Consider the following 21,931-nt stretch of genomic DNA (forward strand, 5'->3'; position numbering starts at 1 on the left):
GCGACTCCTTTCATGGATAGATTACCGATATACTATGCCGTTCATTATATATCGGTAATCTATCTATGTCAAGGCGCATTAAGGAAAAAAAGAAAAGAGGGAAGAAACATCTTCCCTCTTCCAAAGCACGCGCCTTATTTCGCCACAACGGACTTCACGGTCTTGATTTCCCGGCCGTTGTAAGTACCGCACTCCTGGCACATTCTGTGAGGCAGGTGCAGCGCACCGCATTTCGGGCACACGACGAGGTTGGGAGCCGCCAGCTTCCAGGTGGAGCTGCGCCGCTTATCCCGTCTTGCTTTGGATACTTTCCCCTTGGGTACTGCCATGATGACACCTCCTTAACCATACAAAAGGCAGGAAAACCGGCCCTCTTTATTCTTGATTGTTCTCCAAAAGCTTGGCTAGGGCCGCCAGCCGGGGGTCCGTCTCCTTTTTGCAGGAGCAGGGGCCGAGGTTCAGGTCGGCGCCGCACCGGGGACACAGTCCTTTGCAATCTTCTGAACACAATGTTTTCGTATCCATTCCGAGGATCAGCGCCGTCCGGGCCAAATCCTCCCCGTCCACCTTCCCATCCTCCAGCAGAACGATCTCGTCGTTCTCCTCATTCTGGAGCTCCTCCGCCAGAAGACAGCTGTAAGCAATCTCACGGTCCTGGAGGAATTCCTTCCCGCAGCGGTCGCAGACCGCATCCAGCGTGGTCCGGACCGTCATGGAAAGCTCCAGCAGGCCGGCGGTGTTCCGGACCCGGCTCTCCACCGCCACAGGGCGGCTGATGGGACGCCGGCCGTCAAAATCCACGCCTGAAAGATCCATGTCAAACTGGAACTCCAGCTGTTTGCCGGGGGTATGCAGAATTGGTCTTACATCAAAAAGCATAGGCTACCTCGTAACGATACAAATGGTATTATAAGGGATGATTCCGCCGTTGTCAAATGATTTTTTTCGTTTTTTCGGGGATTTTCACATTTCATCTCTGTTTCCCCCGCCGCCGAAGCCCTCCGGCACCGGGAAACCCAAAATCGTCCTGCGGAATCCCCCCTGAAGGGCTTTCCAGGTGGCCATCTGATAGGTCTCCTTCGGCCACCGGGCGGCCCATCCGTCCCGCAGGCTCTCCGCCAGGGCCCGGCAGCCCGGCGTCTGCTCCTCCAGACTCAGCAGCAGCGGCGAGAGGTACTGAACCAGCATCTGTCGGGTATTCAGCCGGGCCAGGGAGCGGTTCCAGGGCCTCTGCCGGCCCCAGTCCGCCTCCATGCCGTTCAGCAGCGCCGCCGTCAGGGACCCAAGTCCCTCCGCCCCGGCGCTTTGAACCGCCTCCCGGTAAGCAGGCCCGAACCGGGCCTCGTACTCCTGAAAGGCGGCCTTGTAGCCCGTTTGGGTAAAGCGCCCAATCCAGAGCTTCTCGTCCCGGACAGCGGCCAGCAGGGCTTCCGCCTTTATGTCGCTCATGGTGATTCCCCCTTCTCCGGCGGGGCGTCTCCCCCGCCGTCTTAACCGTCTTGTATACAAAGTCCCGCCGCCGGCTGAAAAAAACCGGCCGAAAATCCCCGCGGACATCTCCGCTTTCCTCCTTTACATTTTCCCCCAAAACAGGTATGATGGACAAAATATCCTCAGGAGGTCCGTCATGCGGGAGTTTACCATTGGAAAAAATGACGCCGGGCAGCGTCTGGACCGCTTTGTGGCCAAGAACCTGCCTCTTCTCCCCCCTGCCCTGTTGCAAAAATACATCCGCCTCAAGCGGGTGAAGGTCAATGGCAGGGGCTCCAAACGGGACGTCCGGCTCCAGGCCGGGGATGTGCTTCAATTATATATCAACGACGAGTTCTTTGACAAGCCCCGAGAGGAAAATCTCTTTCTCTCCATTTTTCAGCCCCGTCTGACCATCGTCTATGAGGACGAAAATCTGCTTTTGGCGGACAAGCGGCCCGGCCTGGTGGTCCATGCCGACGAAACCGAAAAGGTCAACACCCTCATCAACCATATCCAGGCCTATCTCTACCAGAAACGGGAGTGGAACCCCCGGCAGGAAAACGCCTTTGCCCCCGCCCTGTGCAACCGCATCGACCGGAACACAGGCGGCATTGTCATCGCGGCCAAAAACGCCGGAACCCTGCGGATTCTCAACGAAAAAATCCGGGACCACGAGCTGGAAAAGTCCTATCTCTGCGTCACGGTGGGCCGTCCTCAGCCCGCCGCCGGAAAAATCGAGGGCTTCCTCACCAAGGACGAGGCGCAAAAGCTGGTCACCTTCCACCGCCGTCCCGTCCCCGGCGGCAAAACCGCCGTCACCCTCTATGAGACTCTGGAGACCCGGGGGGAGCTGTCCCTGGTGCGCTGCCGGCTGCTGACGGGCCGGACCCACCAGATTCGCGTCTCCATGGCCGCCCTGGGCTGTCCCCTGCTGGGAGACGGAAAGTATGGAAGGGGCGATGTGAACCGCCGCTATCAGGAGACCCGTCAGGCCCTGTACGCCTATCAGCTGGCCTTCTCCCTGCCCACGGACGCCGGAATGCTGAACTACCTGCGGGGCAGGACCTTCACGGTGGAGGACGTGCCCTTCCGGACAAAGTATTTCCCGTCTCGTTAAAAATTGTTCATAAAAAACGGATATTCTCTTGACATTTCCCGGCACTTTCGTTATCATGCAGTCATTGCTGAATTTCGACGAGAAAGTTTCCCAAAACTCAACAGAGGAAAGAGGCTGAAAATCAATGTCCCATCCCGGTCCTGTGTTCCCGGCAGGGCCCGTGTTTTTGAATTTTATCAAGAGCAGCCGGAACCGCGTTCGGTTTGGGGCGAAACAAACAATGAAACGGGGGAGGATACATGTCCAAAGAGTTGATTCGCCTGCGGGATCTCTGCATGGCGTACGACGACGAGCTGGTTCTCGATCACTTAAATCTCTACATCAATGACAAAGAATTCCTCACACTGCTTGGACCCAGCGGGTGCGGCAAAACCACCACGCTGCGGATTATCGGCGGCTTCACGACCCCTGCGTCGGGAGACGTTCTGTTCGGCGGTGTGAGGATCAATGATGTCCCGCCTCACAAGCGGCAGATCAACACGGTGTTCCAAAAATACGCTCTGTTTCCCCATCTGAACGTATTTGAGAACATCGCTTTTGGTCTTCGGATGCAGCGTCTGCCGGACGCCTCCGGAAAACGGAGGAACCGGCTTCCGGAGGAGGAAATCCGCTCCAGAGTCATGGAGATGCTGGAAGCCGTCAGCCTCAAGGGCTTTGAAAACCGGCGCATTGACGCCCTCTCCGGCGGCCAGCAGCAGCGGGTGGCCATTGCCAGGGCTCTGGTAAACCGGCCCAAGGTGCTGCTGCTGGACGAGCCCCTGGGCGCCCTCGACCTCAAGCTCCGGAAGGACATGCAGATTGAACTGAAGCGCATTCAGCAGCAGGTGGGCATCACATTTATATATGTCACCCATGACCAGGAGGAAGCCCTCACCATGTCCGACACTATCGTTGTCATGGACAAGGGCTCCATCCAGCAGATCGGCACCCCCGAGGATATCTACAACGAGCCGAAAAACGCCTTTGTGGCGGACTTTATCGGGGAGTCCAACATCATCGACGGGCTGATGGTTCAGGACCACCTGGTTCAGATGTATGGCCGTCAGTTCCCCTGTCTGGACGGGGGCTTTGCCGAAAACGAGCCGGTGGATGTGGTCATCCGCCCGGAGGACATCGACATTGTTCCTGTGGAGCAGGGCCAGCTGACCGGCACCGTCACCAACGTCACCTTCAAGGGGATGCAGTACGACATCATTGTGGATTTCCGGGGCTTCAAGTGGCTGATTCAGACCACGGACCACTCTCCCGTGGGCGCCCGCATCGGCATCAAGATTGACCCCGACGGCATCCATGTCATGAAAAAGAGCCCGTATTCCGGCATGTTTGGCGATTATTCCTCCTTCTCGGACGAATACGACGAGCTGGATGTGGTGGAGCCGGAGGAGGGCAGCGGGGATGAATCATAAGCTCTCCCGGTTTGCCGTCCCCTATGTGGTCTGGATGGCCCTGTTCGTGGTGGCCCCCATTGTCCTGGTGGTGATTTATGCCTTTTCCAGCGACGCCGGCGGCTTCACTCTGGACAATTTCGCCCGGATGGGCACCTATGCCGTGGTATTCGGCCGCTCCTTCAAGCTGGCCCTGATTGCCACGCTGATCTGCCTGCTGATCGGCTACCCTGTGTCCTATGTCATGAGCAAGGAGGGGCCCCGCTTCCAGCGGGCCGCCATGGTGCTCATCATGCTGCCCATGTGGATCAACTTTCTGCTGCGGACCTATTCCTGGATGTCCATTCTGGAAAACAACGGACTTCTGAACCGGCTGTTTCAGAAAATCGGCCTGATTCACCTGTACAACAGCCTCTTTGGAACCGAGCTGAGCTATTTCCCCATGATGAACACCCAGGGGGCTGTGATTCTGGGTATGGTGTACAACTACCTGCCCTTCATGATTCTGCCCATCTACTCCGTCATTGTCAAGCTGGACGGGTCCCTCATCGAGGCGGCCCGGGACCTGGGGGCCGACGCCCTCAGTGTCTTCCGCAAGGTCATTCTGCCCCTGAGCCTGCCGGGGGTCCTCTCCGGCATCACTATGGTCTTCGTCCCCTCGGTCTCCACCTTTGCCATCAGCAAAATGCTGGGCGGCGGCACGGAGATGATTCTGGGGGACCTGATTGAACAGCAGTTCCTGGGCGGAGCCTACAACCCCCAGCTGGGCGCCGCCATCTCCCTGGTAATGATGCTGATTGTCGTGGTCTGCATGGTGGTGATGAATCGCTTCGGTGAGGGCGAGGAACAGGCGGTGATGCTGTGAAACGCCGGAATTCGATTGTGAGCCGGGTCTTTACCGCCCTGGTGTTCCTCTTCCTCTACGCCCCTATTTTCCTTCTGATTGTCTTCTCCTTCAACAGAGGCAACAGCAATGTCGTCTGGAGCGGCTTTTCCCTGGACTGGTACCGGGAGCTGTTCCGCAACCGGCTGATCATGCGCAGCGTCTACACGACGCTGCTGGTCTCCCTGCTGGCCACCGCCATCGCCACCGTGGCCGGCACCTTCGCCGCCATCGGCTTCTACAGCCTCCGGCGGCGGTCCCGGAACCTGCTGAACACGGTGAACAACATCCCCATGATGAACGCCGACATTGTGACGGGCGTAGCCATGTGCCTGTTTTTCGTGGCTTTCTTCACCTTCTGGAGTGATTTTGCCATCTGGTTCAACGGCGTTCAGGGCCTGATCGTCCTGCCGGAGCGGCTGACTCTGGGCTTCGGCACGCTTCTGATTGCCCACGTCACCTTCAACATCCCCTACGTGATTCTCTCCGTGGGACCCAAGCTGCGGCAGATGGATAAAAACCTGGTGGACGCCGCCATGGACCTGGGCTGCACCTGGATGCAGGCCTTCTGGAAGGTCATCCTGCCGGAAATCAAGCCCGGCATCACCTCCGGCGCTTTGACGGCCTTCACCATGAGCGTGGACGACTTCATCATCAGCTATTTCACCGCCGGTTCCTCCTCCTCCACCCTGGCCATGACCATCTACGGCATGACGAAAAAGCGGGTGACGCCGGAGATCAACGCCATATCCACTCTGCTCTTTATCACGGTGCTGGCTCTGCTGGTGGTGGTCAACCTTCGGGAGGCCCGGGCGGAGCGGAGAGGAGAGGAGCACAGGCCCGTCTCCAGCCGTTTCAGCCAGTTCTTTGACACGCCCCGCGGCAGGAGGCTCCGCCGGGGCGCGGCGGGGGCCCTGGCGGCCTGCTTCCTGGCGGCGGTGGTGCTCCTTACCGGGGCCACCAACGCACAGCCGGTGGTCAATGTATGCAGCTGGGGCGAGTATATCGACGAGGATCTGATTACCCAATTTGAAGAGGAAACCGGCATCATCGTCAACTACCAGACCGCCGAGAGCAATGAAACCCTCTACTCCCTGCTGAAAAGCGGCGCGGGAGATTATGATGTCATCGTTCCCTCCGATTACATGATTTCCCAGCTGATTGAGGAAGACATGCTGTCGGAGCTGGATTTCAGCCAGATTCCCAATTACGCTCTCATCTCGGACCGCTTTAAGGGCCTGACCTACGACCCTGAGGAACGCTATTCCGTTCCCTATGCCTGGGGCACCGTGGGCATCATCTATAATGAAACCATGGTGAACGAGCCCGTTACCAGCTGGTCCGTCCTCTTCGACGACCAGTATGCCGGAAACGTGCTGATGTTCCGCAACTCCCGGGACGCCATGGCCACGGCCCTGGGCTATCTGGGCTATTCCCTGAACACCACCGACGAAGCGGAGCTGCGGGAAGCCTTCCAGCTTCTCAAGGACGCGAAAAACCGGGGCGTCTATCAGTCCTTTGTCATGGACGAGATTTTCCAGAAGCTGGAGGGCGGCAACGCCGCCATCGGCGTATACTACGCCGGGGACTACCTCACCATGCGGGAAAATAACGAGGACCTCTGCTTTGCAGTGCCGGAGGAGGGCTCCAACTGGTTCATGGACGCCATGTGCGTGCTGAAGGACGCCCCCCACTATGACGAGGCCATGGCCTGGATCAACTTCATCGCCTCCACAGAGGCAAACCTTGCCAACATGGACTACCTCTGGTACGGCTCCCCCAATCAGGAGGCCCTGGAGCAGTATCCCGCCTACTATCAGGAGCTGTACGAAGAGGAGCTGGATCAGGCGGACTATGACATCATCGCCGCCCCTCCGGAGGTGCTGGATCGCTGCGAGGCCTATCTGGTTCTGCCCTTCGAGACGCGGCAGCTGTACAACGAGCTCTGGACAGAGCTGGGTATCTGACAAAACAAATGCCGCCCTTTCCTGCGGCACGGAAGGAGATTCACCATGATTATGATTGGAACAAAATGCCAGCTGGAACAGACAGTCACCCAGCAGCTCACCGCAGCCGCCGCAGGCTCCGGGACCCTGCCGGTGTTTGGTACGCCCTTTATGGCGGCCATGATGGAAAACGCCGCCCTGACGGCCCTCCAGACCTTTCTGACTGAGGAGCAGGGCAGCGTGGGCACCCGTCTGGACATCAGCCACGACGCCCCCACCCCTGTGGGCATGAAGGTCTGGGCCGAGGCGGAAATCATCAGCGTCTCGGAGAATGGCAAAATGGTGGACTTCAAGGTCAGCGCCTGGGACGAAAAGGGCCCCATCGGCAAGGGGACCCACACCAGGGCCATTATCAACAACGACAGATTTCTGGCCAGGTGCAACGGGAAGCTGGATGGCTGATGGCGTCCTATCAGGAGATTGCGGCTGAGCTGCACACGAGCCCTCGAGATATTCCCACCGCTCCCGTCCGCCCTGGGTACAGGCCCCGCTGGTTTTATGCCTATGAAAAAGGCGGAACCATCTATGTGGAGTCAGGCAGGAGCCATGACCCCAAAAGCAGCATCAGCGGTCGGCGGCGGCTCTCGGAAAATGACTTTTCTCCCATGCTGGACCTGTATAAGAGGCGCAAAAACGGAGAGAGGATATCAAGCGAAGCCTTGGCGCGTACCCGCTGTCAGGTCTACTGGTACGGTATTTTTCAGGATTTCGGACTTTGAACGCCCGCCGCATAACACAGGAGGCCGCCCGAAGGGGCGGCCTCAGCCTGTCAAAGGACCCGAGACGTATCTCTCGGGCCCTTCGCTTTCACTGTGTTTTCTCTCTGCCTTACAGCACCAGAGACGGCGCGCTGTACACCCGGCCGGCCAGCTCGCTGTTGAGCATGTACAGGCTCCTGGGATCGGAACCGAAAAGCTCCATCTTGGAAATCAGGTCGTTGGCGTTGTCCTCTTCCTCGCCCTGTTCCTTCACAAACCAGTCCAGGAACTGCATGGTCCGGAAGTCCTTCACCTCATGGGCGGCGGCATAGATCTCGTTAATCAGGCCGGTCACATACAGCTCATGTTCCAGACCGGCCTGGAGCACCGCCATATCGCTGCTCAGCTCCTTGTCCGGCTGCGCAATGGCTCCCAGGGTCACCTTGGCGTTGTTGTTGTGCAGGTACTGATAGAAGAGCATGGCATGATCCCGCTCCTCCTGGGCCTGGATCTTATACCAGTTGGCAAAACCGTCCAGACCCCGGGCCTCAAAATAGTTGGAAAAATCCAAATAGAGATAGGCGGAGTAAAACTCCTTGTTGATCTGCTCATTCAGCAGGGCGGCAACTTTTTCGCTCAGCATTACGGTACGCTCCTTTCGTTTTTTCGACATCCAAGTATACACCCTTTTCCTCCGGAAGTCCATAACGAAAATACACAAAGCTGTTCTCCCGCGTCCTCATTTGAGGAAAATTTCCTTTTTCCTGTCGGAGAGCCTGATTCTGCGGACGAGGAGGCGAAGCCCGTCATCCCCCGCCTCCAGCGTTCCTGTCAGCTGAACCCCTGTCAGGCTGTTCAAGTAACAGTAGGCCTCCGCCGTCCTTCCCTGAATTCCCTGAAAAGCCGCCGCGTTTTCAGCAAGACTCCGGGGCTCGATTTCAGAAAACAGGAGCGCCGTCAGCCTGCTGTCCTGCCGGGGCGTCCCATCGAACACCAGATAAAAACCGGGCTCCTCCCCCGCTTCCGGGTCCCCGAAGCCGGCCACCCGGACCTTTTTGCCGGAGCGGAGGAACCGCCTCAGCCGGTATGCCGCCGTCAGACGGGGCGCAAGGTAAAGCGGCAGGCGCAGGATGCCTGCCCCGAACAGCGTCCAGAAGCCAAGCAGCAGGCAGGCAAAAAGAACTGCCAGAACGCATGACAGAAGCAGCGCCGAAACCGGCATCCACACACCCGCGGCCTCCTTTTTGGTCCATTTAGAAAAGCGTCATCTGACTCGTCTCCGGCATCCCCGCGAAGGCCCCCAGGGCCTTCAGCTGCTCAATGTGGGTCTTGGAGAGCTTATTGCAGCAGGTGGAAAACTCGTCGATGGAGATAAACTCCCTGCCCTTCCGCTTCTCCACCGTGTCCAGCGCCGCCGCCTCGCCCAGGCCGTGAACCGTGGTAAAAGGCGGCAGAAGGCCGTTGTCCGTAATGACAAACCTGGTCGCATCGGAACGGTAGATGTCGATGGTGTCGAAGTGGAAGCCCCGAAGGTAGAACTCATAGCAGACCTCCAGGGTGGTCATCAGGTTCTGTTCCACGGCGGTGGCGCTTTTATTGTTCTCAATCTCCCGGATTTTCCGCTTCACCGCGTCCTTTCCGGCGCAGCAGAACTCGGCGTCAAAGGCCTTGGCCCGGACGGAGAAGAAGGTGGCGTAAAAGGCCAGGGGCTTGTGCACCTTGTACCAGGCAATCCGAAACGCCATCATGACATAGGCCACGGCGTGGGCCTTGGGGAACAGATAACCGATTTTTGCCAGGGAATCGATATACCAGTCCGGTACATCGTGTTCTTTCATAGCCTCCACCCATCCGTCCTCGAAGCCGCCCTTCTTGACCTTTCCCTTTCGGACGGACTCCATGATTTTGAAGCTCATCTTCGGGTCCAGGCCCCTGGAAATCAGATAGAGCATGATGTCGTCCCGGCAGCCTACCGTCTCCAGAACGCTGGCCGTTCCGCTGAGGATCAATTCCCGGGCGTTGCCCGCCCATACGTCGGTACCGTGGGAGAAGCCGGACAGCCGCACCAGGGTATTGAAATCCTTGGGCTTCGTGTCCACCAGCATCTGCCGGGTGAACTTGGTGTTGAACTCCGGAATGGCCACCGCCCCGGTGGGACCCAGGACCTCGTCGTTCTCATAGCCCAGAATTTTGCTGGAGGTGAAAATGGACATGGTATCCGGGTCGTCCAGGGGAATCTTCTGGGGATCCACGCCGGTGATGTCCTGCATCATCCGCACCATGGTGGGGTCATCGTGTCCCAGCATATCCAGCTTCAGCAGGTTGGCCTCCATGGAGTGATATTCAAAATGGGTCGTGATGGTGTCGGACTCCCCTGCGTCCGCCGGGTGCTGGACGGGACAGAAGTCCTCCATGTCCATGTCGTCCGGCACCACCACCAGTCCCCCGGGGTGCTGGCCGGTGGTCCGGCGGGCTCCCACGCAGCCCTGGGTCAGCCGGTTTTCCTCCGCCCGGCAGGCGGTGAGGCCGTTTTCCTCCAGATACTTCTTAACAAAGCCATAGGCGGTCTTATCCGCCAGGGTGCCGATGGTGCCCGCACGGAAAACCTGGGTCTCGCCGAACATCTCAATGGCGTGGCGATGGGCCCGGGCCTGGTATTCGCCGGAGAAATTCAGGTCGATATCCGGTACCTTGCCGCCGCCGAAGCCCAGAAAGGTCTCAAAGGGTATGTCGAAGCCGTCTTTTTCATACAGCGTCCCGCAGACAGGGCAGGTTTTATCCGGCATGTCCGCCCCGCAGCCATAGGAGCCGTCCTGAATGAACTCGCTGTTCCTGCATTGGGGGCATCGGTAGTGGGGCGGCAGGGAGTTCACCTCCGTGATGCCGGACATATAGGCCGCCAGGGACGAGCCCACGGAGCCCCGGGAGCCCACCAGATATCCGTTTTCCAGGGACCGCTGCACCAGCTTCTGAGCGGACATATACACCACGTCGTATTTTCCCAGAATGCCCCCCAGCTCCACATTCAGCCGGTCCACAATCAGCTGGGGCGGCTCATCGCCGTAGAGCCGGTGCACCTTCTCCCAGACCAGACGGTTCAGGTCCTCTCTGGAGTTCTCCAGCCGGGGGGGAAACAGGTCCCCCGGCAGCAGCTCAAAGGTCTCAATCTGGTCCGCCACCAGCCGGGTATTGGCCACCACCACCTCATAGGCCTTTTCCTCCCCCAGGTAGCTGAATTCCTCCAGCATCTCCTGCGTGGTCTTGAAGTAGATGGGCAGGGACTCGTTGGCGTCCGGATACTTTTTCGAGGCCAGAATGATGTGGCGGTATACCTCGTCCTCCGGCTCCAGAAAGTGAACGTCTCCGGTGGCGCAGACGGGCTTTTGAAGCTCCTCCCCCAGGCGGACAATGGTGCGGTTGAAATTCCGCAGGTCCTCCTCCGTCTGGACCTCGCCCTTCCGGAGCATGAACATGTTGTTGCAAATGGGCTGAATCTCCAGGTAATCGTAATAGGAGGCGATGCGCTTCAGCTCGTCCCAGTCCTTGAAATCCTTCACCGCCTGGAACAGCTCTCCCGCCTCGCAGGCGGAGCCGACGATGATCCCCTCCCGGTGTTGGTTCAGAAAGCTCTTGGGTATCAGGGGCTTCTGGCGGAAAAATTTGAGGTTGGAGGCGGAAATCATCTGGTAGAGGTTTTTCAGACCCGTCTTGTTCCGGGCCAGAAGAATGATATGCTTGGGTCTCCGCTTGACCCGATTCCCCTGGGGCCGCAGCTTTTCCATCTCGGCGTTGATGGCCTGAATGGTATGGACCCCGGACTCATGGAGCCGCTTCCAGAAATGGGGCAGCATATAGGCCACCGCCCCGGCGTCCGCCAAAGCCCGGTGGTGGTTGAAGGCGGGCAGCTGGAGATGCTCCGCCACAATATCCAGCTTGTGTTTTTTCAGCTCCGGCAGCAGATTCTGGGCCAGAATCAGAGAGTCCACATATGTGGGACGGAAGGCCAGCCCCACCCGTGCGCAGCCCTCCCGGATGAAGCTGATGTCGAACTCCACGTTGTGCCCCGCCAGAGGCCGTCCGTCCACGAACTTCAAAAACGCCTCCAGCGCCTCCCTGAGAGAGGGAGCGCCCTTCAGCATTTCTTCAGTGATGCCTGTGAGGCCGATGGTATCCGGCATCAGGCGGCGCTCCGGGTCCACAAAGGTCTGGAATTCCTCCGCCAGCTCCCCGTTCCGCAGCACCACCGCGCCGATCTCGATGATAGCGTCCCGGTTTGCCTTCAAGCCGGTGGTCTCAATGTCAAAGCAGACAATCTCCGATTCCAGGGAGCCGTCTCCCTGGCCGTGGACCGCCAGCCGGTCGTCCAGATCGTTGATGAAATAGCCCTCTACGCCGTAGAGAATTTTAATCTTATCTCCCGCCGCCTTCCAGGCCGCGGGGAAGGACTGGGCGCAGCCGTGGTCCGTAATGGCAATGGCGGGATGGCCCCAGCGGATAGCCGTTTTTACAGCCTCCTTGGTATCGGTGAGGGCATCCATATTGCTCATTTGGGTGTGCAGATGAAGCTCCACCCGCTTCTCCGGGGCAGTGTCCTGCCGGGCGTCGTGCTCGGCCTCGTTGATATGCAGCGGGTTCAGCTGGATATCCTTTCCATCCCAAGTGGGCTCCATTTTTCCCTGAACCCGCAGCCACATGCCGGTGTGGATGGAGCGCTCCAGCCTCTGGGCCTCCTTGGCGGTGAGATTCTTCTGGACGGTGACGGAATTGGTGTAGTCCGTCATGTCAAAGCTCAGCCGCCACATTCCGGGCCGCCGGGTCTCCCGGCACTCAAAGGCAAACACCTTCCCCTCCACCACAGCGGCCCCCATTTTCAGGTTAAGCTCCTTCATGGGAATGGGGCGGCCCTTAATGGGGTTCCCCAGCAGCGCCGTGAGATTCTTCCGGGACCCTTTTTTCGCTTTTCCGTCGGAGGGCCGCTGCCCGGCGGCGGGTCCGCCGCCCGGTTTTTTCGGTTTCTCCGGCTTCTCCGGTTTCTCCGATTTCTCAAGCCTGCCGGCCTGTTCCGCCTGACCGCCGCCGGGCCAGACGTCATGCTCCGGCTCCGCGACAGTCTCCGCGATCTCCACATGGCTGAAGCCGTAAACCGCTCCAATCATGGATTTCAGGGACTGGAGCTCCTCCGGGGTCAATGCGTCCCGGACGGTCAGGCGCAGCTCTATGGAAAGGTCCTTCTGGCTGATCTGGGCATAGGTCAGCAGCGCCCCCGCCAGCCTGAGCCGTAGCTCCGGGGACGCCTGGAGCTCTGCGAACATTTCAAAAAACGGGATGTTTCTCGACATATCCTCAATTCCTAACTTATCATTTCCGCAGGGGGGGTCACAGCTGTTCAATCTCCTTCATCAGCGCGTCTACAAGCTGCTCCTGGGGGACCTTGTAAAGGATTTCACCTTTTCGGAACAGCAGCCCTTCTCCCCTGCCGCCGGCAATGCCGATATCGGCCGCGGCGGCCTCTCCGGGGCCGTTGACGGCGCAGCCCATCACCGCCACCGTGATGTTCTTTTTGCAGCCCGCCAGACGCCGTTCCACCTCCTCCGCCATGGGAATCAGGTCGATGCGGGTCCGGCCGCAGGTGGGGCAGGCGATGAGGTTGACCCCCTCTTTCCGAAGGCCCGCCGCCCGCAGAATCTTCTGGGCGGCATATATTTCCTCTATGGGGTCGGCGGTGAGGGTGACCCGGATGGTGTCGCCTATCCCCAGGCAGAGCAGGCCCCCGATGCCCATGGCGGATTTCACCATGCCCATGGAGGGGGTGCCCGCCTCGGTGACGCCCAGATGCAAGGGGTAATCCGTCCGCTCGCTCAGCATGCGGTAGGCCGCCATGGTCAGGGGCACATCGGAGCACTTGACGGAGATGCAGATGTCGTCAAAGTCGAACTTGTTCAGCAGCCGCACGTGACCCATGGCGCTCTCCGCCAGCGCCTCGGCAGTAACGCCGCCGTATTTCGCCCGCAGCTCCTTTTCCAGGGACCCGCCGTTAACCCCCACACGAATGGGAATTTTCCTCCCGCGGCATGTATCGGCCACCGCCTTTACATGGTCCTCCCCGCCGATGTTTCCGGGGTTGATGCGGATGGCGTCAATGCCCCGCTCCGCGCACATGAGGGCGTATTTGTAATTAAAATGTATATCCGCCACCAGCGGAATGGAAATCTGCTCCTTGATGCGGTCCACCGCCTCCGCTGCCGCCTGGTCCGGAATAGCCACCCGGATGATCTCGCACCCGGCGTCCTCCAGAGCCCTGATCTGGGCCACCGTGGCGGCCACGTCGTCGGTTTTTGTGTTGCACATGGACTGGATGCTCACCGGAGCGCCTCCGCCCACCGGCACCCTGCCCACCATCAGGCGTTTTGTCATGCCTTCGCTTCCTCTCTCAGCAATCCGTAAATACAGGAATCCATCAGCCTTCCGTTCTTAAAAACGCTGCTGCGCAGGGTTCCCTCCAGGGTGAAGCCCGCCTTCTCCAGCACCCGCCGGGAGCCGGTATTGACGGCATAGGGCTCGGCGTAAATCCGGGCAATGTCCCAGGTCCGAAAGCCCTCGGCGCAGATCAGCCCCGCCGCCCGGGTCATGACGCCCCTTCCCCAGAAGGCGCGGCCCAGCCAGTAGCCCAGCTCGGCGCTCTTCCGGTACACGTCTTTTCCCAGGAACAGGCTGACGCTGCCTGCCGCCTGGCCGTCAATGACGATGGTCCGGCACAGTCTCCCCTCGCCCTCATGCTCCACACAGTCGCCAACAAACCACTCCGCGTCCGCCGGCGTATAGGGATGAGGAAACACGTCCCGCAGATTCTCCGCCACCGCCAGGTCGTTGGCATGAGGCACAATGGCGGCGGCGTCCTCCGGACGCCAGGGTCTCAGTGTAAAGTCCATACCCTTTTCTCCTTCTATGCCGCAATCTGTTGCAGCGCCCCCCTCATTGGAACAGCTTAAACACATCGTGAACCGTCACCAAAAGCATGAACCCCAGCAGCATCACCAGTCCCGCCGCGTTCACCGCCGCCTGATACTTCTCCGGCACCTTCCGTTTAAAAAGGGCCATCGTCACCGCATCCACGGCCAGGAAGAAAATCCGGCCCCCGTCCAGGGCGGGAATGGGTAGCAGGTTCATCACCGCCAGGTTCACCGCAATGAGGGCGGCAAAATAGGCAATGTTCTGTACCGCAATCAGGGCCGTTTTGGAGGCCGCCCCCACCTCGGTGATGGTAGTGACGATGCCCACCGGGCCGCTGAGATCGTTCATGCCCGCGTTGCCTGTCACCAGCTGCACGAGGCTGAACCACACCAGCTGCACAAAGTCCAGGGCCTGATACCAGCCGAACTGGAGCTTGGTCCAGGCCGTGGCGGGAATCTCCAGACCGCCGATGGACAGGCCGAACCTGCCTTCCTGGCCGTCGTAGGTGCTCCGGTACATGGGAAAATCCTTCAGGGTCACCTTCTCCCCGTCCCGCAGCACCACCAGATCTACGCCCTGACCGTCATTATACCGAAGGAAGAGCTCCGAATCCCGGCGCATGTAGGTGCGGTAGCCGTCAATCTTGTAGATGACATCCCCCACCATCAGGCCGTCCTCCCCCTCCAGGGGGAAGCCGTCGGCAAAGCCCGCAATCTGGTCCACATAAAAGGCGGACTCTCCGGCGTAGAGCACCAGGAGAATCAGCACCCCCGTCAGGAAATTCATGAAGGCTCCGGCAGTCAGGATGACCAGCTTTTTCCAAAAGCCCTGGCGGGCAAAGGCGCGTTCATCACCCGTATCCTCGTCCTCTCCCTCCATAGCACAGAAGCCGCCTACAGGCAGAAGCCGCAAAGAATATTGGGTCTCTTCCGTTTCCCTGTGCCACAGCAGGGGCCCCATGCCGATGGAGAACTCGTTCACCCTTACGCCGCAGAGCTTTGCCGCCGTGAAGTGCCCCAGCTCATGGAGGGCAATCAGCAGGCCGAAAATCAAAATGGCCGCCAGAACATAGATGAAAGTCATGCCGCAAAAACGCTCCTACTATCAAGATTTCCAATGGCTCAGAACCCAGTCCCGAGCCGCCCCGTCCGCCGCCAGGATATCCTCCAGGGAGGGATTCAGCACCACCGGGATGTCCGTCATGGCCCCAGTGGTCAGCCGAAAGATGCCGTCAAACCCGATGCGGTCCGCCAGAAACAGCCGGACTACCTCTTCATTGGCGGCATTCAGTATGGTACATGCCGTCCCGCCCTTGACCGCCGCAACCTCCGCCAGACGAAGGCAGGGGAACGTCTCCCGGTCCGGCTGGGCAAAAGTCAGCGGCGGACAGCGCAGAAGGTCCAGCGGCTCCGCCGGATTCTCGCCCCGGGCCGGGTAGGTCAGGGCGTAGCGGATGGGCAGGCGCATATCCGGCGTCCCCAGCTGGGCCAGCACCGCCCCGTCCCGGAATTCCACCAGGGAGTGAACGATGCTCTGCCGGTGAATCACCACGTCCACCTGTTCCAGCGGCAGACGGTAAAGCCGCATGGCCTCAATGACCTCCAGACCCTTGTTCATCAGGGTCGCGCAGTCCACCGTAATCTTGGGGCCCATGGACCAATTGGGATGACGCAGGGCGTCCTCTCTTGTCATTCTGCCCGCCTCTTCCCGGCTCATGCCGTAAAAGGGCCCGCCGGAGCAGGTCAAAATCAGCCGGCGTATCTCCCGCCGGTCCCCGCAGCCCTGGAGACACTGGAAAATGGCGGAATGCTCGGAGTCCACCGGGACGATCTCCGCGCCGCTCTTCTCCGCCGCATCCATCACCAGTTCCCCGGCGCAGACCAGAGTCTCCTTGTTGGCCAGGGCAATGCGTTTTTTTGCCGCAATGGCGGCGAGAGTGGGCCGCAGGCCCACCATGCCCACCACGGCGGTGACCACCGTGTCCGCCTCCGGCGCCGCGGCGGCCTCCTCCAGAGCGGCGGGGCCCGCCAGCACCCTGGTCTCCGTGTCCGCAAGGCGGATTTTCAGGTCCCGGGCCGCTTCCGGGGCGGTCATGACAACCAGCCCGGGGCGGAACTTCCGGGCCTGGGCCTCCATCCGGTCCACGCTTTTATCGGCGGTGAGGGCCGACACCCGCAGCCCCAGCTGTTCCGCCACGTCCAGAGTCTGCCGGCCAATGGAGCCGGTGGATCCCAGGACCACAATGTTCCTGCTTGCCTCTTTCATATCCATACCCTATTCTATTTCAGAAAGCTGAAAAGTATCTCAACCACCGGGGCCACGAAGAGCACGCTGTCAAACCGGTCCAGCACGCCGCCGTGGGCCAGGAAGAGGCGGCCGTAATCCTTGATGCCGAATTCCCGCTTGATGAGGGAAAAGCTCAGGTCGCCAATCTGGGCCACCACGCCGCAGGCCAGGGCCAGCAGGGCCATGGGGCCGTAGCCGATGGCGCTGCCGCCGAAAAAGCGGTCCATCACCCAGACGAACAGCAGGCCGCAGGCCACATTCCCCAGCAGTCCGCCGATGGAGCCCTCGATGGTCTTCTTCGGGCTGACCTTGGGGGCCAGCTTGTGCTTCCCCAGGGTGAGACCGGAGAAAAAGGCGAAGGTGTCGCAGGCGAAGCTGAGGATGAAGGGCAGCAGCAGCCAGGCCCGATGGACGCCGGAGGCCTCCAGCCGGAGGAAGGCGGAAAAGGAATAGCCGATGGCGATGCTCCCGAAGAGGCCCGCCATAATCTGGCTGAATTTCACCTCGCCGCCCTTGAAAATGGCATAGCCAAAAAACGCCAGGGCCGCCAGCAGAAAAAAGCCCTCCACAAACTCCGGCGAATTGTAATACCAGAACACCGTCAGGCCGGCGCAGAGTCCGCTCAGCGGCAGCGGGGTCCTCTGATCCTTTCCACTGACGCATTTTTGCAGCTCATCGCCGCCAATGCCCGCTAAAATGAACAAAGCCAGCTCCATCACCACAGGGGGCGCGGCCAGCACCACGTACAGCAGAACCGGCACGCCCACCACGGCCACCAGAATTCTCGATTTCAAAAAATCAACCCCCTTCGCAGTCAGGCCGGACGCTTATTCCTGAAATTCCTGAAATTCATGAAAAGCTCGGATGCAGCGCTGGTCCCGGGAACGGTCATAGACGGCGTGAAACACCGAGTCGAAGGACTTTCCCATGTCCCCCTCCAGCAGCTCCCTCCACCAGGCCGCAATATCCCGGGGGTCATTCCGGAACACGCCGCAGCCAAAGGCCCCCAGAATCAAATGGCGCGCCCCCTGCCGGGCGAAGATGGCCAGGGCCAGCCCCATTCTCCGCCGCATGACCCGCCTGGCCTCCTCCGGGTCCTCCCCCTTCAAAAGCACCTGCCCCATGTTGACGGCGGGCAGGGTCAGCACGTCCGCCCTGACCGGCGCGGGGGTCAGCCGGAATCCGCCGTCCCGGAAGAAGACCACATCCGGGGAGTAGATGGCGTAATCCAGGTACATCATGGAGCGGTGGGCGCGGTTTTCCCTGTAATATTCCTCATGGGCGGTGAGGGTGGGATAGAGGGTGCTGGAGACGGCCAGGCTCTCCTCCTGGGCATTGGCCCCGTTGAGGAAGCCGCCGCCGGGGTTCTTGGCGCTGGCGAAGTTCAGCACACCGACGCCGGTTTTTCCCTCCGCTGCCAGAGCCCGCAGGGCCTCCACCGTGGAGAGGTTTTCCACCCGGGTCTCCGGGTTCGGACGCCCGGCGGGACCGCGGTAGGCCTCCAGTATGGTTTCGCCCTCTTCGGGGGTAATCAGGATGCTGCTCCGGACGGACTGCTTCAGGTCCTCTCCAATGAAAATCCGTTCCTGTCCGCCGCCCTCCGGCGTATAGAAGCCCCGGTCCATAATCTCCAGGGTTTCCCGGGCCATCGCTTTTCGATCCATTTTTTCCTCCCTCCCGCGCCGTGCTTCCTTTTCGCGCCATGCTTCCTTTTCGCGCCACGCTTCCTTTTCGCGCCACGCTTCCTTTCGCGCTTACGCGCTCCCTTCGATATCAGCCCGCCGGAATCAGGGCTGTTCAGGTAAGAGAAACGCCGCCGAAGCGCCGGTCCCGGCTCCGAAAGACCTCAATGGCCTGGTCCAGTTCCGCCTCGTCGAAATCCGGCCACAGTGTGTCCGTCGCATAAAATTCCGAATAGGCGCACTGCCACAGCAAAAAGTTGCTCAGCCGCTGTTCCCCGCTGGGCCGGATAATCAGCTCCGGGTCCGGGATGCCGGCGGAATCCAGATAGGCGGAAAACAGCCCTTCGTCCAGGTCCTCCGGCCTTCGCGTCCCGGCGGCGCAGTCCGCGGCAAAACGCCGGGCCGCCCGGAGAATCTCGTCCCGGCCCCCGTAGTTCAGGCAGACGTTGGCCTGGAAATCATCGCTGGAAAGATGCTCCGTAATCTCGTCGGTCTCCCGGGCCAGGGCGCGGAGCTCCGGGGAAATGGGGGTCATGTCCCCGAAGAAGTGGAGGCGGATGTGGTCCCGCTCCATGGTGTCCACCGCCTCCAGCAGATACTTTTTCAGCAGAGCCATAATGGCGGACACCTCGGTCTCCGAGCGCTTCCAGTTCTCCGTGGAAAAGGCGTAGACCGTCAGGTATTTCACGCCGATGTTCTTGCAGTGGGTGGCAATGCGGCGGAACGTCTCCGCCCCGGCCTTGTGGCCGGCGGTGCGGGGCAGACCCCGGCGGGTGGCCCAGCGGCCATTGCCGTCCATGATGATTGCGATATGCACCGGCATTTTTTTCATTCCGCCGCCTGTTCCCGATTCAGATTTAACACGCACGACCTCAGGGTCTCCTTTCCGCGCCGCCCTGTCATCAGGCGGCTGTCACCGCTTCATAGCTGCGGGGCGGCGTAAGCCGCCCCGTTTCGTTCTTCGTCCCGGCCATCAGACCGCCATCAATTCCTTTTCCTTTTTCTCCAGGAGCTCATCCAGCTTTTTGCAGCTGTCGTCCGTCAGCTTCTGGAGGTCCTTTTCCACCATTTTCATCTCGTCCTCGGTGATTTCGGACTTCTTTTCCTGCTTCTTGAAATTTTCCATGGCGTCCCGGCGGATGTTCCGCACCGCCACCTTGCCGCCCTCGGCATACTTGCGAATCTGCTTCACCAGATCCTTGCGGCGCTCCTCCGTCAGCTGGGGGAAGGACAGGCGGATGCACTTGCCGTCATTCTGGGGATTGATGCCCAGGTCGGAATTCTGAATGGCCTTCTCAATCGCCTTGAGAATGGAACCATCCCAGGGAGAAATCACCAGAGAACGGGGGTCCGGGGAGGAAATCGCGGCAATCTGCTGGATGGGGGTGGGGCTGCCGTAGTAGTCCACCATGATGCGGTCCAGCACGGCGGCGTTGGCCCGGCCCGCCCGGACAGAGGCGAAGTCGGCGGCCACAGAGTCGATACTCTTCTTCATCTTTTCCTCGTAAACCTTGTATTCATCCTTTAACATCATGAAAAGCTCCTTTCAGAATTTTAAAATCATATCCGTGAGGCGGACCCGTTTTCATCTGTGAACCGGAGACAGCCCCCTCGGCTGTCCCCTCCGTCTCACAGAAAACAGTGGGTTACTCCCTGACGATGGTGCCCACATTTTCGCCGCAGAGGGCCCGGAGGATGTTCCGGGGGTCCTTGAGGGCGAAGAGCAGAACCGGAATATGGTTATCCATGGACAGAGAGGTGGCGGTGGAATCCATCACCATCAGGTGACGGGAGAGGACCTCGTCATACGTGATGGAATCATATTTAACGGCAGAGGGGTCCTTGACCGGGTCGGCGGAATAGACGCCGTCCACATTCTTGGCCAGCAGGATGACGTCCGCGCTGATTTCGGCGGCCCGGAGCACGGCGGCGGTATCGGTGGAAAAATAGGGATTGCCGGTGCCGCAGCCGAAAATGACCACTCTTCCCTTCTCCAGATGCCGGATTGCCCGGGAACGGATATAGGGCTCCGCGATGGAACGCATCTCAATGGCGGTCTGGACCCGGACGGGGATGCCCTTCTGCTCGCAGACGTCGGCCACCGCCAGACAGTTCATCACCGTGGCCAGCATTCCCATATGGTCGGCTCTGGTCCGCTCCATGCGGCCCCCGCCGTCCTTGACGCCCCGCCAGAAGTTGCCGCCGCCAACCACCAGTCCCACCTGGACACCCAACTCCAGACATTCCTTCACCACGTCGCAGACCCGCCCGATCATCTCAAAGTCCAGGCCGCTGTGCTGATCTCCCGCAAGGGCCTCGCCGCTGATTTTCAGCAGAACCCGGCGGTATACAGGCTTTTCGTTCGCCATAGCTTGACCTCCTATCTCAAAATTGTCAGGGTTTTCAGCTTTTCTATTTTAACGTATTTTTCCGCTTTTGCATAGGGGGTTCTCAAAGATTTTCTATTTTGTCTCCAAAACCTCCTGTTTGCTCTTTTTTCCACTCATGTCCCGTCCCGGTCTGCGGACGGCGAACCATTTGACACCGGCGCTGCTCTGGTATACAATGGGCCCATGAAAAAGGAGGGTCTGCCCCTATGGATTATGAAAAGATCAGAGCGTTTCGCAATGCCAACAACCCTTATGCTCAGCGCCAGGGCGTCCTGGTGGAGGAAATCGGCCCCGGCTATGCCCGGGTGGTCAAAACGGTGGAGGCCGAAGATGTGAATCCTCTGGGCGTTCCCCACGGAGGCGTCTATTTTACCCTGGCGGACACCGCCTGCGGCTCCGCCGCCGCCAGCTACGGGACGATGGCCGTGACCGTAGACGTCTCCTATCACTATCTCCGCAGCGCCAAGGTGGGCGACACGCTGACAGCGGAGGCCCGTACGGTGAAGGCCGGCAAATCACTCTGTGTGCTGGACGTTCAAATTACCGGGACGGAGGGCGTCCTGCTGGGAACCGGGACCTTCACCTTCTACCGCCTGGACCAGAAGCTGCCGGACCTCTGAAAAACAGGCGCTTCCCCGGGGAAACGCCCCAGACGGCCAAAAAACGGAAAGACAGATTCGCAAGCTGAGGCGCTTCCATATGGAAGCGCCTGTTTTCGTCTCTCCTGTCTCAGCCAATATAGGGCAGGATCATGGAAGCCAGCAGCGCCAGCACCAGAACCACCACCAGCGCCAGGGCAATCCCCCGCTTCAGTTTGCCGTTCATGTAGGTTCCTCCTTTGTCAAAATCTTACGGATGCTTTTTTCCGCCTTGCTCCGGGGCAGCATCAGTTCGTGGCCGCAGCCCTGACAGCGGAGCTTGATATCCATACCCACCCGGAGAATCTCCCATTGGGTGCTTCCGCAGGGATGGGGCTTTTTCAGCTCCACAAGATCATGCAGACGCAGATCCATCTCAGTTCCTCCTGTCAATCCCATTCGGTTTTCTGCATATAGTAGGC

Annotated in this window: 22 protein-coding genes; 6 read left to right on the forward strand and 16 right to left on the reverse strand. The window is 59.8% G+C overall.

Translation table 11 applies throughout. The features are described from left to right. Positions 1-134: 134 nt before the first annotated feature. The 3 genes from rpmF to Q0063_RS07475 form a co-directional block, all read right to left on the reverse strand. A complete protein-coding gene (gene rpmF / locus Q0063_RS07465; RefSeq protein WP_297871350.1) occupies positions 135-329 on the reverse strand; it encodes a 50S ribosomal protein L32 in 195 nt (64 codons plus the stop codon). A gap of 46 nt (positions 330-375) precedes the next feature. Next, positions 376-879: a DUF177 domain-containing protein gene (locus tag Q0063_RS07470; RefSeq protein ID WP_297871351.1), complete on the reverse strand. Its 504-nt coding sequence runs from the start codon at positions 877-879 to the stop codon at positions 376-378. A gap of 84 nt (positions 880-963) precedes the next feature. Beyond that, positions 964-1,449: a hypothetical protein gene (locus Q0063_RS07475; protein ID WP_297871352.1), complete on the reverse strand. Its 486-nt coding sequence runs from the start codon at positions 1,447-1,449 to the stop codon at positions 964-966. A gap of 178 nt (positions 1,450-1,627) precedes the next feature. On the opposite strand from Q0063_RS07475, the gene Q0063_RS07480 reads away from it, so the two are divergent. The 5 genes from Q0063_RS07480 (at position 1,628) to Q0063_RS07500 (ending at position 7,266) form a co-directional block, all read left to right on the forward strand. Continuing rightward, positions 1,628-2,590 (forward strand): RluA family pseudouridine synthase, encoded by a 963-nt coding sequence (locus Q0063_RS07480; RefSeq protein ID WP_297871353.1) that lies wholly within the window; start codon positions 1,628-1,630, stop codon positions 2,588-2,590. 239 nt (positions 2,591-2,829) lie between these two features. Then, positions 2,830-3,996 carry an ABC transporter ATP-binding protein gene (locus Q0063_RS07485; RefSeq protein ID WP_297871354.1) on the forward strand — a complete coding sequence of 389 codons (1,167 nt, stop codon included), beginning with the start codon at positions 2,830-2,832 and terminating at the stop codon, positions 3,994-3,996. After that, positions 3,986-4,840 carry an ABC transporter permease gene (locus tag Q0063_RS07490; protein ID WP_297871355.1) on the forward strand — a complete coding sequence of 285 codons (855 nt, stop codon included), beginning with the start codon at positions 3,986-3,988 and terminating at the stop codon, positions 4,838-4,840. Before Q0063_RS07485 ends, Q0063_RS07490 begins: the two co-directional genes overlap by 11 nt. Beyond that, positions 4,837-6,825: an extracellular solute-binding protein gene (locus Q0063_RS07495; RefSeq protein ID WP_297871356.1), complete on the forward strand. Its 1,989-nt coding sequence runs from the start codon at positions 4,837-4,839 to the stop codon at positions 6,823-6,825. Before Q0063_RS07490 ends, Q0063_RS07495 begins: the two co-directional genes overlap by 4 nt. Before the next feature lie 45 nt (positions 6,826-6,870). Beyond that, positions 6,871-7,266, forward strand: coding sequence for a thioesterase family protein (locus Q0063_RS07500; protein WP_297871357.1), 396 nt, complete (start codon positions 6,871-6,873; stop codon positions 7,264-7,266). 426 nt (positions 7,267-7,692) lie between these two features. Here Q0063_RS07500 and Q0063_RS07505 read toward each other — a convergent pair whose 3' ends face one another. From Q0063_RS07505 to pyrH, 12 genes are all read right to left on the reverse strand, one after another. Beyond that, positions 7,693-8,205, reverse strand: coding sequence for a ferritin (locus Q0063_RS07505; protein ID WP_297871358.1), 513 nt, complete (start codon positions 8,203-8,205; stop codon positions 7,693-7,695). A 96-nt stretch (positions 8,206-8,301) separates the two neighbouring features. Then, positions 8,302-8,790 (reverse strand): hypothetical protein, encoded by a 489-nt coding sequence (locus Q0063_RS07510; protein WP_297871359.1) that lies wholly within the window; start codon positions 8,788-8,790, stop codon positions 8,302-8,304. A 25-nt stretch (positions 8,791-8,815) separates the two neighbouring features. Then, positions 8,816-12,901 carry a PolC-type DNA polymerase III gene (locus Q0063_RS07515; protein WP_297871360.1) on the reverse strand — a complete coding sequence of 1,362 codons (4,086 nt, stop codon included), beginning with the start codon at positions 12,899-12,901 and terminating at the stop codon, positions 8,816-8,818. 37 nt (positions 12,902-12,938) lie between these two features. Next, positions 12,939-13,976 carry a flavodoxin-dependent (E)-4-hydroxy-3-methylbut-2-enyl-diphosphate synthase gene (gene ispG / locus Q0063_RS07520; RefSeq protein ID WP_297871361.1) on the reverse strand — a complete coding sequence of 346 codons (1,038 nt, stop codon included), beginning with the start codon at positions 13,974-13,976 and terminating at the stop codon, positions 12,939-12,941. Beyond that, positions 13,973-14,491 carry a GNAT family N-acetyltransferase gene (locus tag Q0063_RS07525; protein WP_297871362.1) on the reverse strand — a complete coding sequence of 173 codons (519 nt, stop codon included), beginning with the start codon at positions 14,489-14,491 and terminating at the stop codon, positions 13,973-13,975. Before Q0063_RS07525 ends, ispG begins: the two co-directional genes overlap by 4 nt. A 43-nt stretch (positions 14,492-14,534) precedes the next feature. Next, positions 14,535-15,596, reverse strand: coding sequence for an RIP metalloprotease (locus Q0063_RS07530; RefSeq protein WP_297871363.1), 1,062 nt, complete (start codon positions 15,594-15,596; stop codon positions 14,535-14,537). Positions 15,597-15,617: 21 nt separating this feature from the next. Further along, positions 15,618-16,778, reverse strand: coding sequence for a 1-deoxy-D-xylulose-5-phosphate reductoisomerase (gene dxr, locus Q0063_RS07535; protein ID WP_297871364.1), 1,161 nt, complete (start codon positions 16,776-16,778; stop codon positions 15,618-15,620). Between the two features lie 14 nt (positions 16,779-16,792). Continuing rightward, positions 16,793-17,593, reverse strand: a complete 801-nt coding sequence (locus Q0063_RS07540; RefSeq protein ID WP_297871365.1) for a phosphatidate cytidylyltransferase — start codon at positions 17,591-17,593, stop codon at positions 16,793-16,795. Positions 17,594-17,626: 33 nt separating this feature from the next. Continuing rightward, a complete protein-coding gene (locus tag Q0063_RS07545; protein WP_297871366.1) occupies positions 17,627-18,463 on the reverse strand; it encodes a TIGR02452 family protein in 837 nt (278 codons plus the stop codon). A gap of 133 nt (positions 18,464-18,596) precedes the next feature. Beyond that, entirely contained in the window at positions 18,597-19,313 is a 717-nt protein-coding gene (gene uppS, locus Q0063_RS07550; protein WP_297871367.1) for a polyprenyl diphosphate synthase, read from the reverse strand. A gap of 141 nt (positions 19,314-19,454) precedes the next feature. Next, a complete protein-coding gene (frr, locus tag Q0063_RS07555) occupies positions 19,455-20,012 on the reverse strand; it encodes a ribosome recycling factor (protein ID WP_297871380.1) in 558 nt (185 codons plus the stop codon). Between the two features lie 115 nt (positions 20,013-20,127). Beyond that, positions 20,128-20,850 carry a UMP kinase gene (gene pyrH / locus Q0063_RS07560; RefSeq protein WP_297871368.1) on the reverse strand — a complete coding sequence of 241 codons (723 nt, stop codon included), beginning with the start codon at positions 20,848-20,850 and terminating at the stop codon, positions 20,128-20,130. A gap of 227 nt (positions 20,851-21,077) precedes the next feature. Here pyrH and Q0063_RS07565 point away from each other — a divergent pair, with 227 nt between their 5' ends. Next, a complete protein-coding gene (locus Q0063_RS07565; protein WP_297871369.1) occupies positions 21,078-21,491 on the forward strand; it encodes a PaaI family thioesterase in 414 nt (137 codons plus the stop codon). Between the two features lie 201 nt (positions 21,492-21,692). On the opposite strand, the gene Q0063_RS07570 is transcribed toward Q0063_RS07565, so the two are convergent. Further along, positions 21,693-21,884, reverse strand: a complete 192-nt coding sequence (locus tag Q0063_RS07570; RefSeq protein ID WP_297871370.1) for a DUF951 domain-containing protein — start codon at positions 21,882-21,884, stop codon at positions 21,693-21,695. Positions 21,885-21,931 lie beyond the last annotated feature (47 nt).

Origin of the sequence: uncultured Oscillibacter sp., from assembly GCF_947654275.1 — a bacterium.
Classification (GTDB): domain Bacteria; phylum Bacillota; class Clostridia; order Oscillospirales; family Oscillospiraceae; genus Oscillibacter.

Coding starts and splice junctions, on each gene's coding strand:
- rpmF (WP_297871350.1), bottom strand. CDS start 329: ATGGCAGTACCCAAGGGGAAAGTATCCAAAGCAAGACGGGATAAGCGG.
- Q0063_RS07470 (WP_297871351.1), bottom strand. CDS start 879: ATGCTTTTTGATGTAAGACCAATTCTGCATACCCCCGGCAAACAGCTG.
- Q0063_RS07475 (WP_297871352.1), bottom strand. CDS start 1,449: ATGAGCGACATAAAGGCGGAAGCCCTGCTGGCCGCTGTCCGGGACGAG.
- Q0063_RS07480 (WP_297871353.1), top strand. CDS start 1,628: ATGCGGGAGTTTACCATTGGAAAAAATGACGCCGGGCAGCGTCTGGAC.
- Q0063_RS07485 (WP_297871354.1), top strand. CDS start 2,830: ATGTCCAAAGAGTTGATTCGCCTGCGGGATCTCTGCATGGCGTACGAC.
- Q0063_RS07490 (WP_297871355.1), top strand. CDS start 3,986: ATGAATCATAAGCTCTCCCGGTTTGCCGTCCCCTATGTGGTCTGGATG.
- Q0063_RS07500 (WP_297871357.1), top strand. CDS start 6,871: ATGATTATGATTGGAACAAAATGCCAGCTGGAACAGACAGTCACCCAG.
- Q0063_RS07505 (WP_297871358.1), bottom strand. CDS start 8,205: ATGCTGAGCGAAAAAGTTGCCGCCCTGCTGAATGAGCAGATCAACAAG.
- Q0063_RS07515 (WP_297871360.1), bottom strand. CDS start 12,901: ATGTCGAGAAACATCCCGTTTTTTGAAATGTTCGCAGAGCTCCAGGCG.
- ispG (WP_297871361.1), bottom strand. CDS start 13,976: ATGACAAAACGCCTGATGGTGGGCAGGGTGCCGGTGGGCGGAGGCGCT.
- Q0063_RS07525 (WP_297871362.1), bottom strand. CDS start 14,491: ATGGACTTTACACTGAGACCCTGGCGTCCGGAGGACGCCGCCGCCATT.
- Q0063_RS07530 (WP_297871363.1), bottom strand. CDS start 15,596: ATGACTTTCATCTATGTTCTGGCGGCCATTTTGATTTTCGGCCTGCTG.
- dxr (WP_297871364.1), bottom strand. CDS start 16,778: ATGAAAGAGGCAAGCAGGAACATTGTGGTCCTGGGATCCACCGGCTCC.
- Q0063_RS07545 (WP_297871366.1), bottom strand. CDS start 18,463: ATGGATCGAAAAGCGATGGCCCGGGAAACCCTGGAGATTATGGACCGG.
- uppS (WP_297871367.1), bottom strand. CDS start 19,313: ATGAAAAAAATGCCGGTGCATATCGCAATCATCATGGACGGCAATGGC.
- frr (WP_297871380.1), bottom strand. CDS start 20,012: ATGTTAAAGGATGAATACAAGGTTTACGAGGAAAAGATGAAGAAGAGT.
- pyrH (WP_297871368.1), bottom strand. CDS start 20,850: ATGGCGAACGAAAAGCCTGTATACCGCCGGGTTCTGCTGAAAATCAGC.
- Q0063_RS07565 (WP_297871369.1), top strand. CDS start 21,078: ATGGATTATGAAAAGATCAGAGCGTTTCGCAATGCCAACAACCCTTAT.
- Q0063_RS07570 (WP_297871370.1), bottom strand. CDS start 21,884: ATGGATCTGCGTCTGCATGATCTTGTGGAGCTGAAAAAGCCCCATCCC.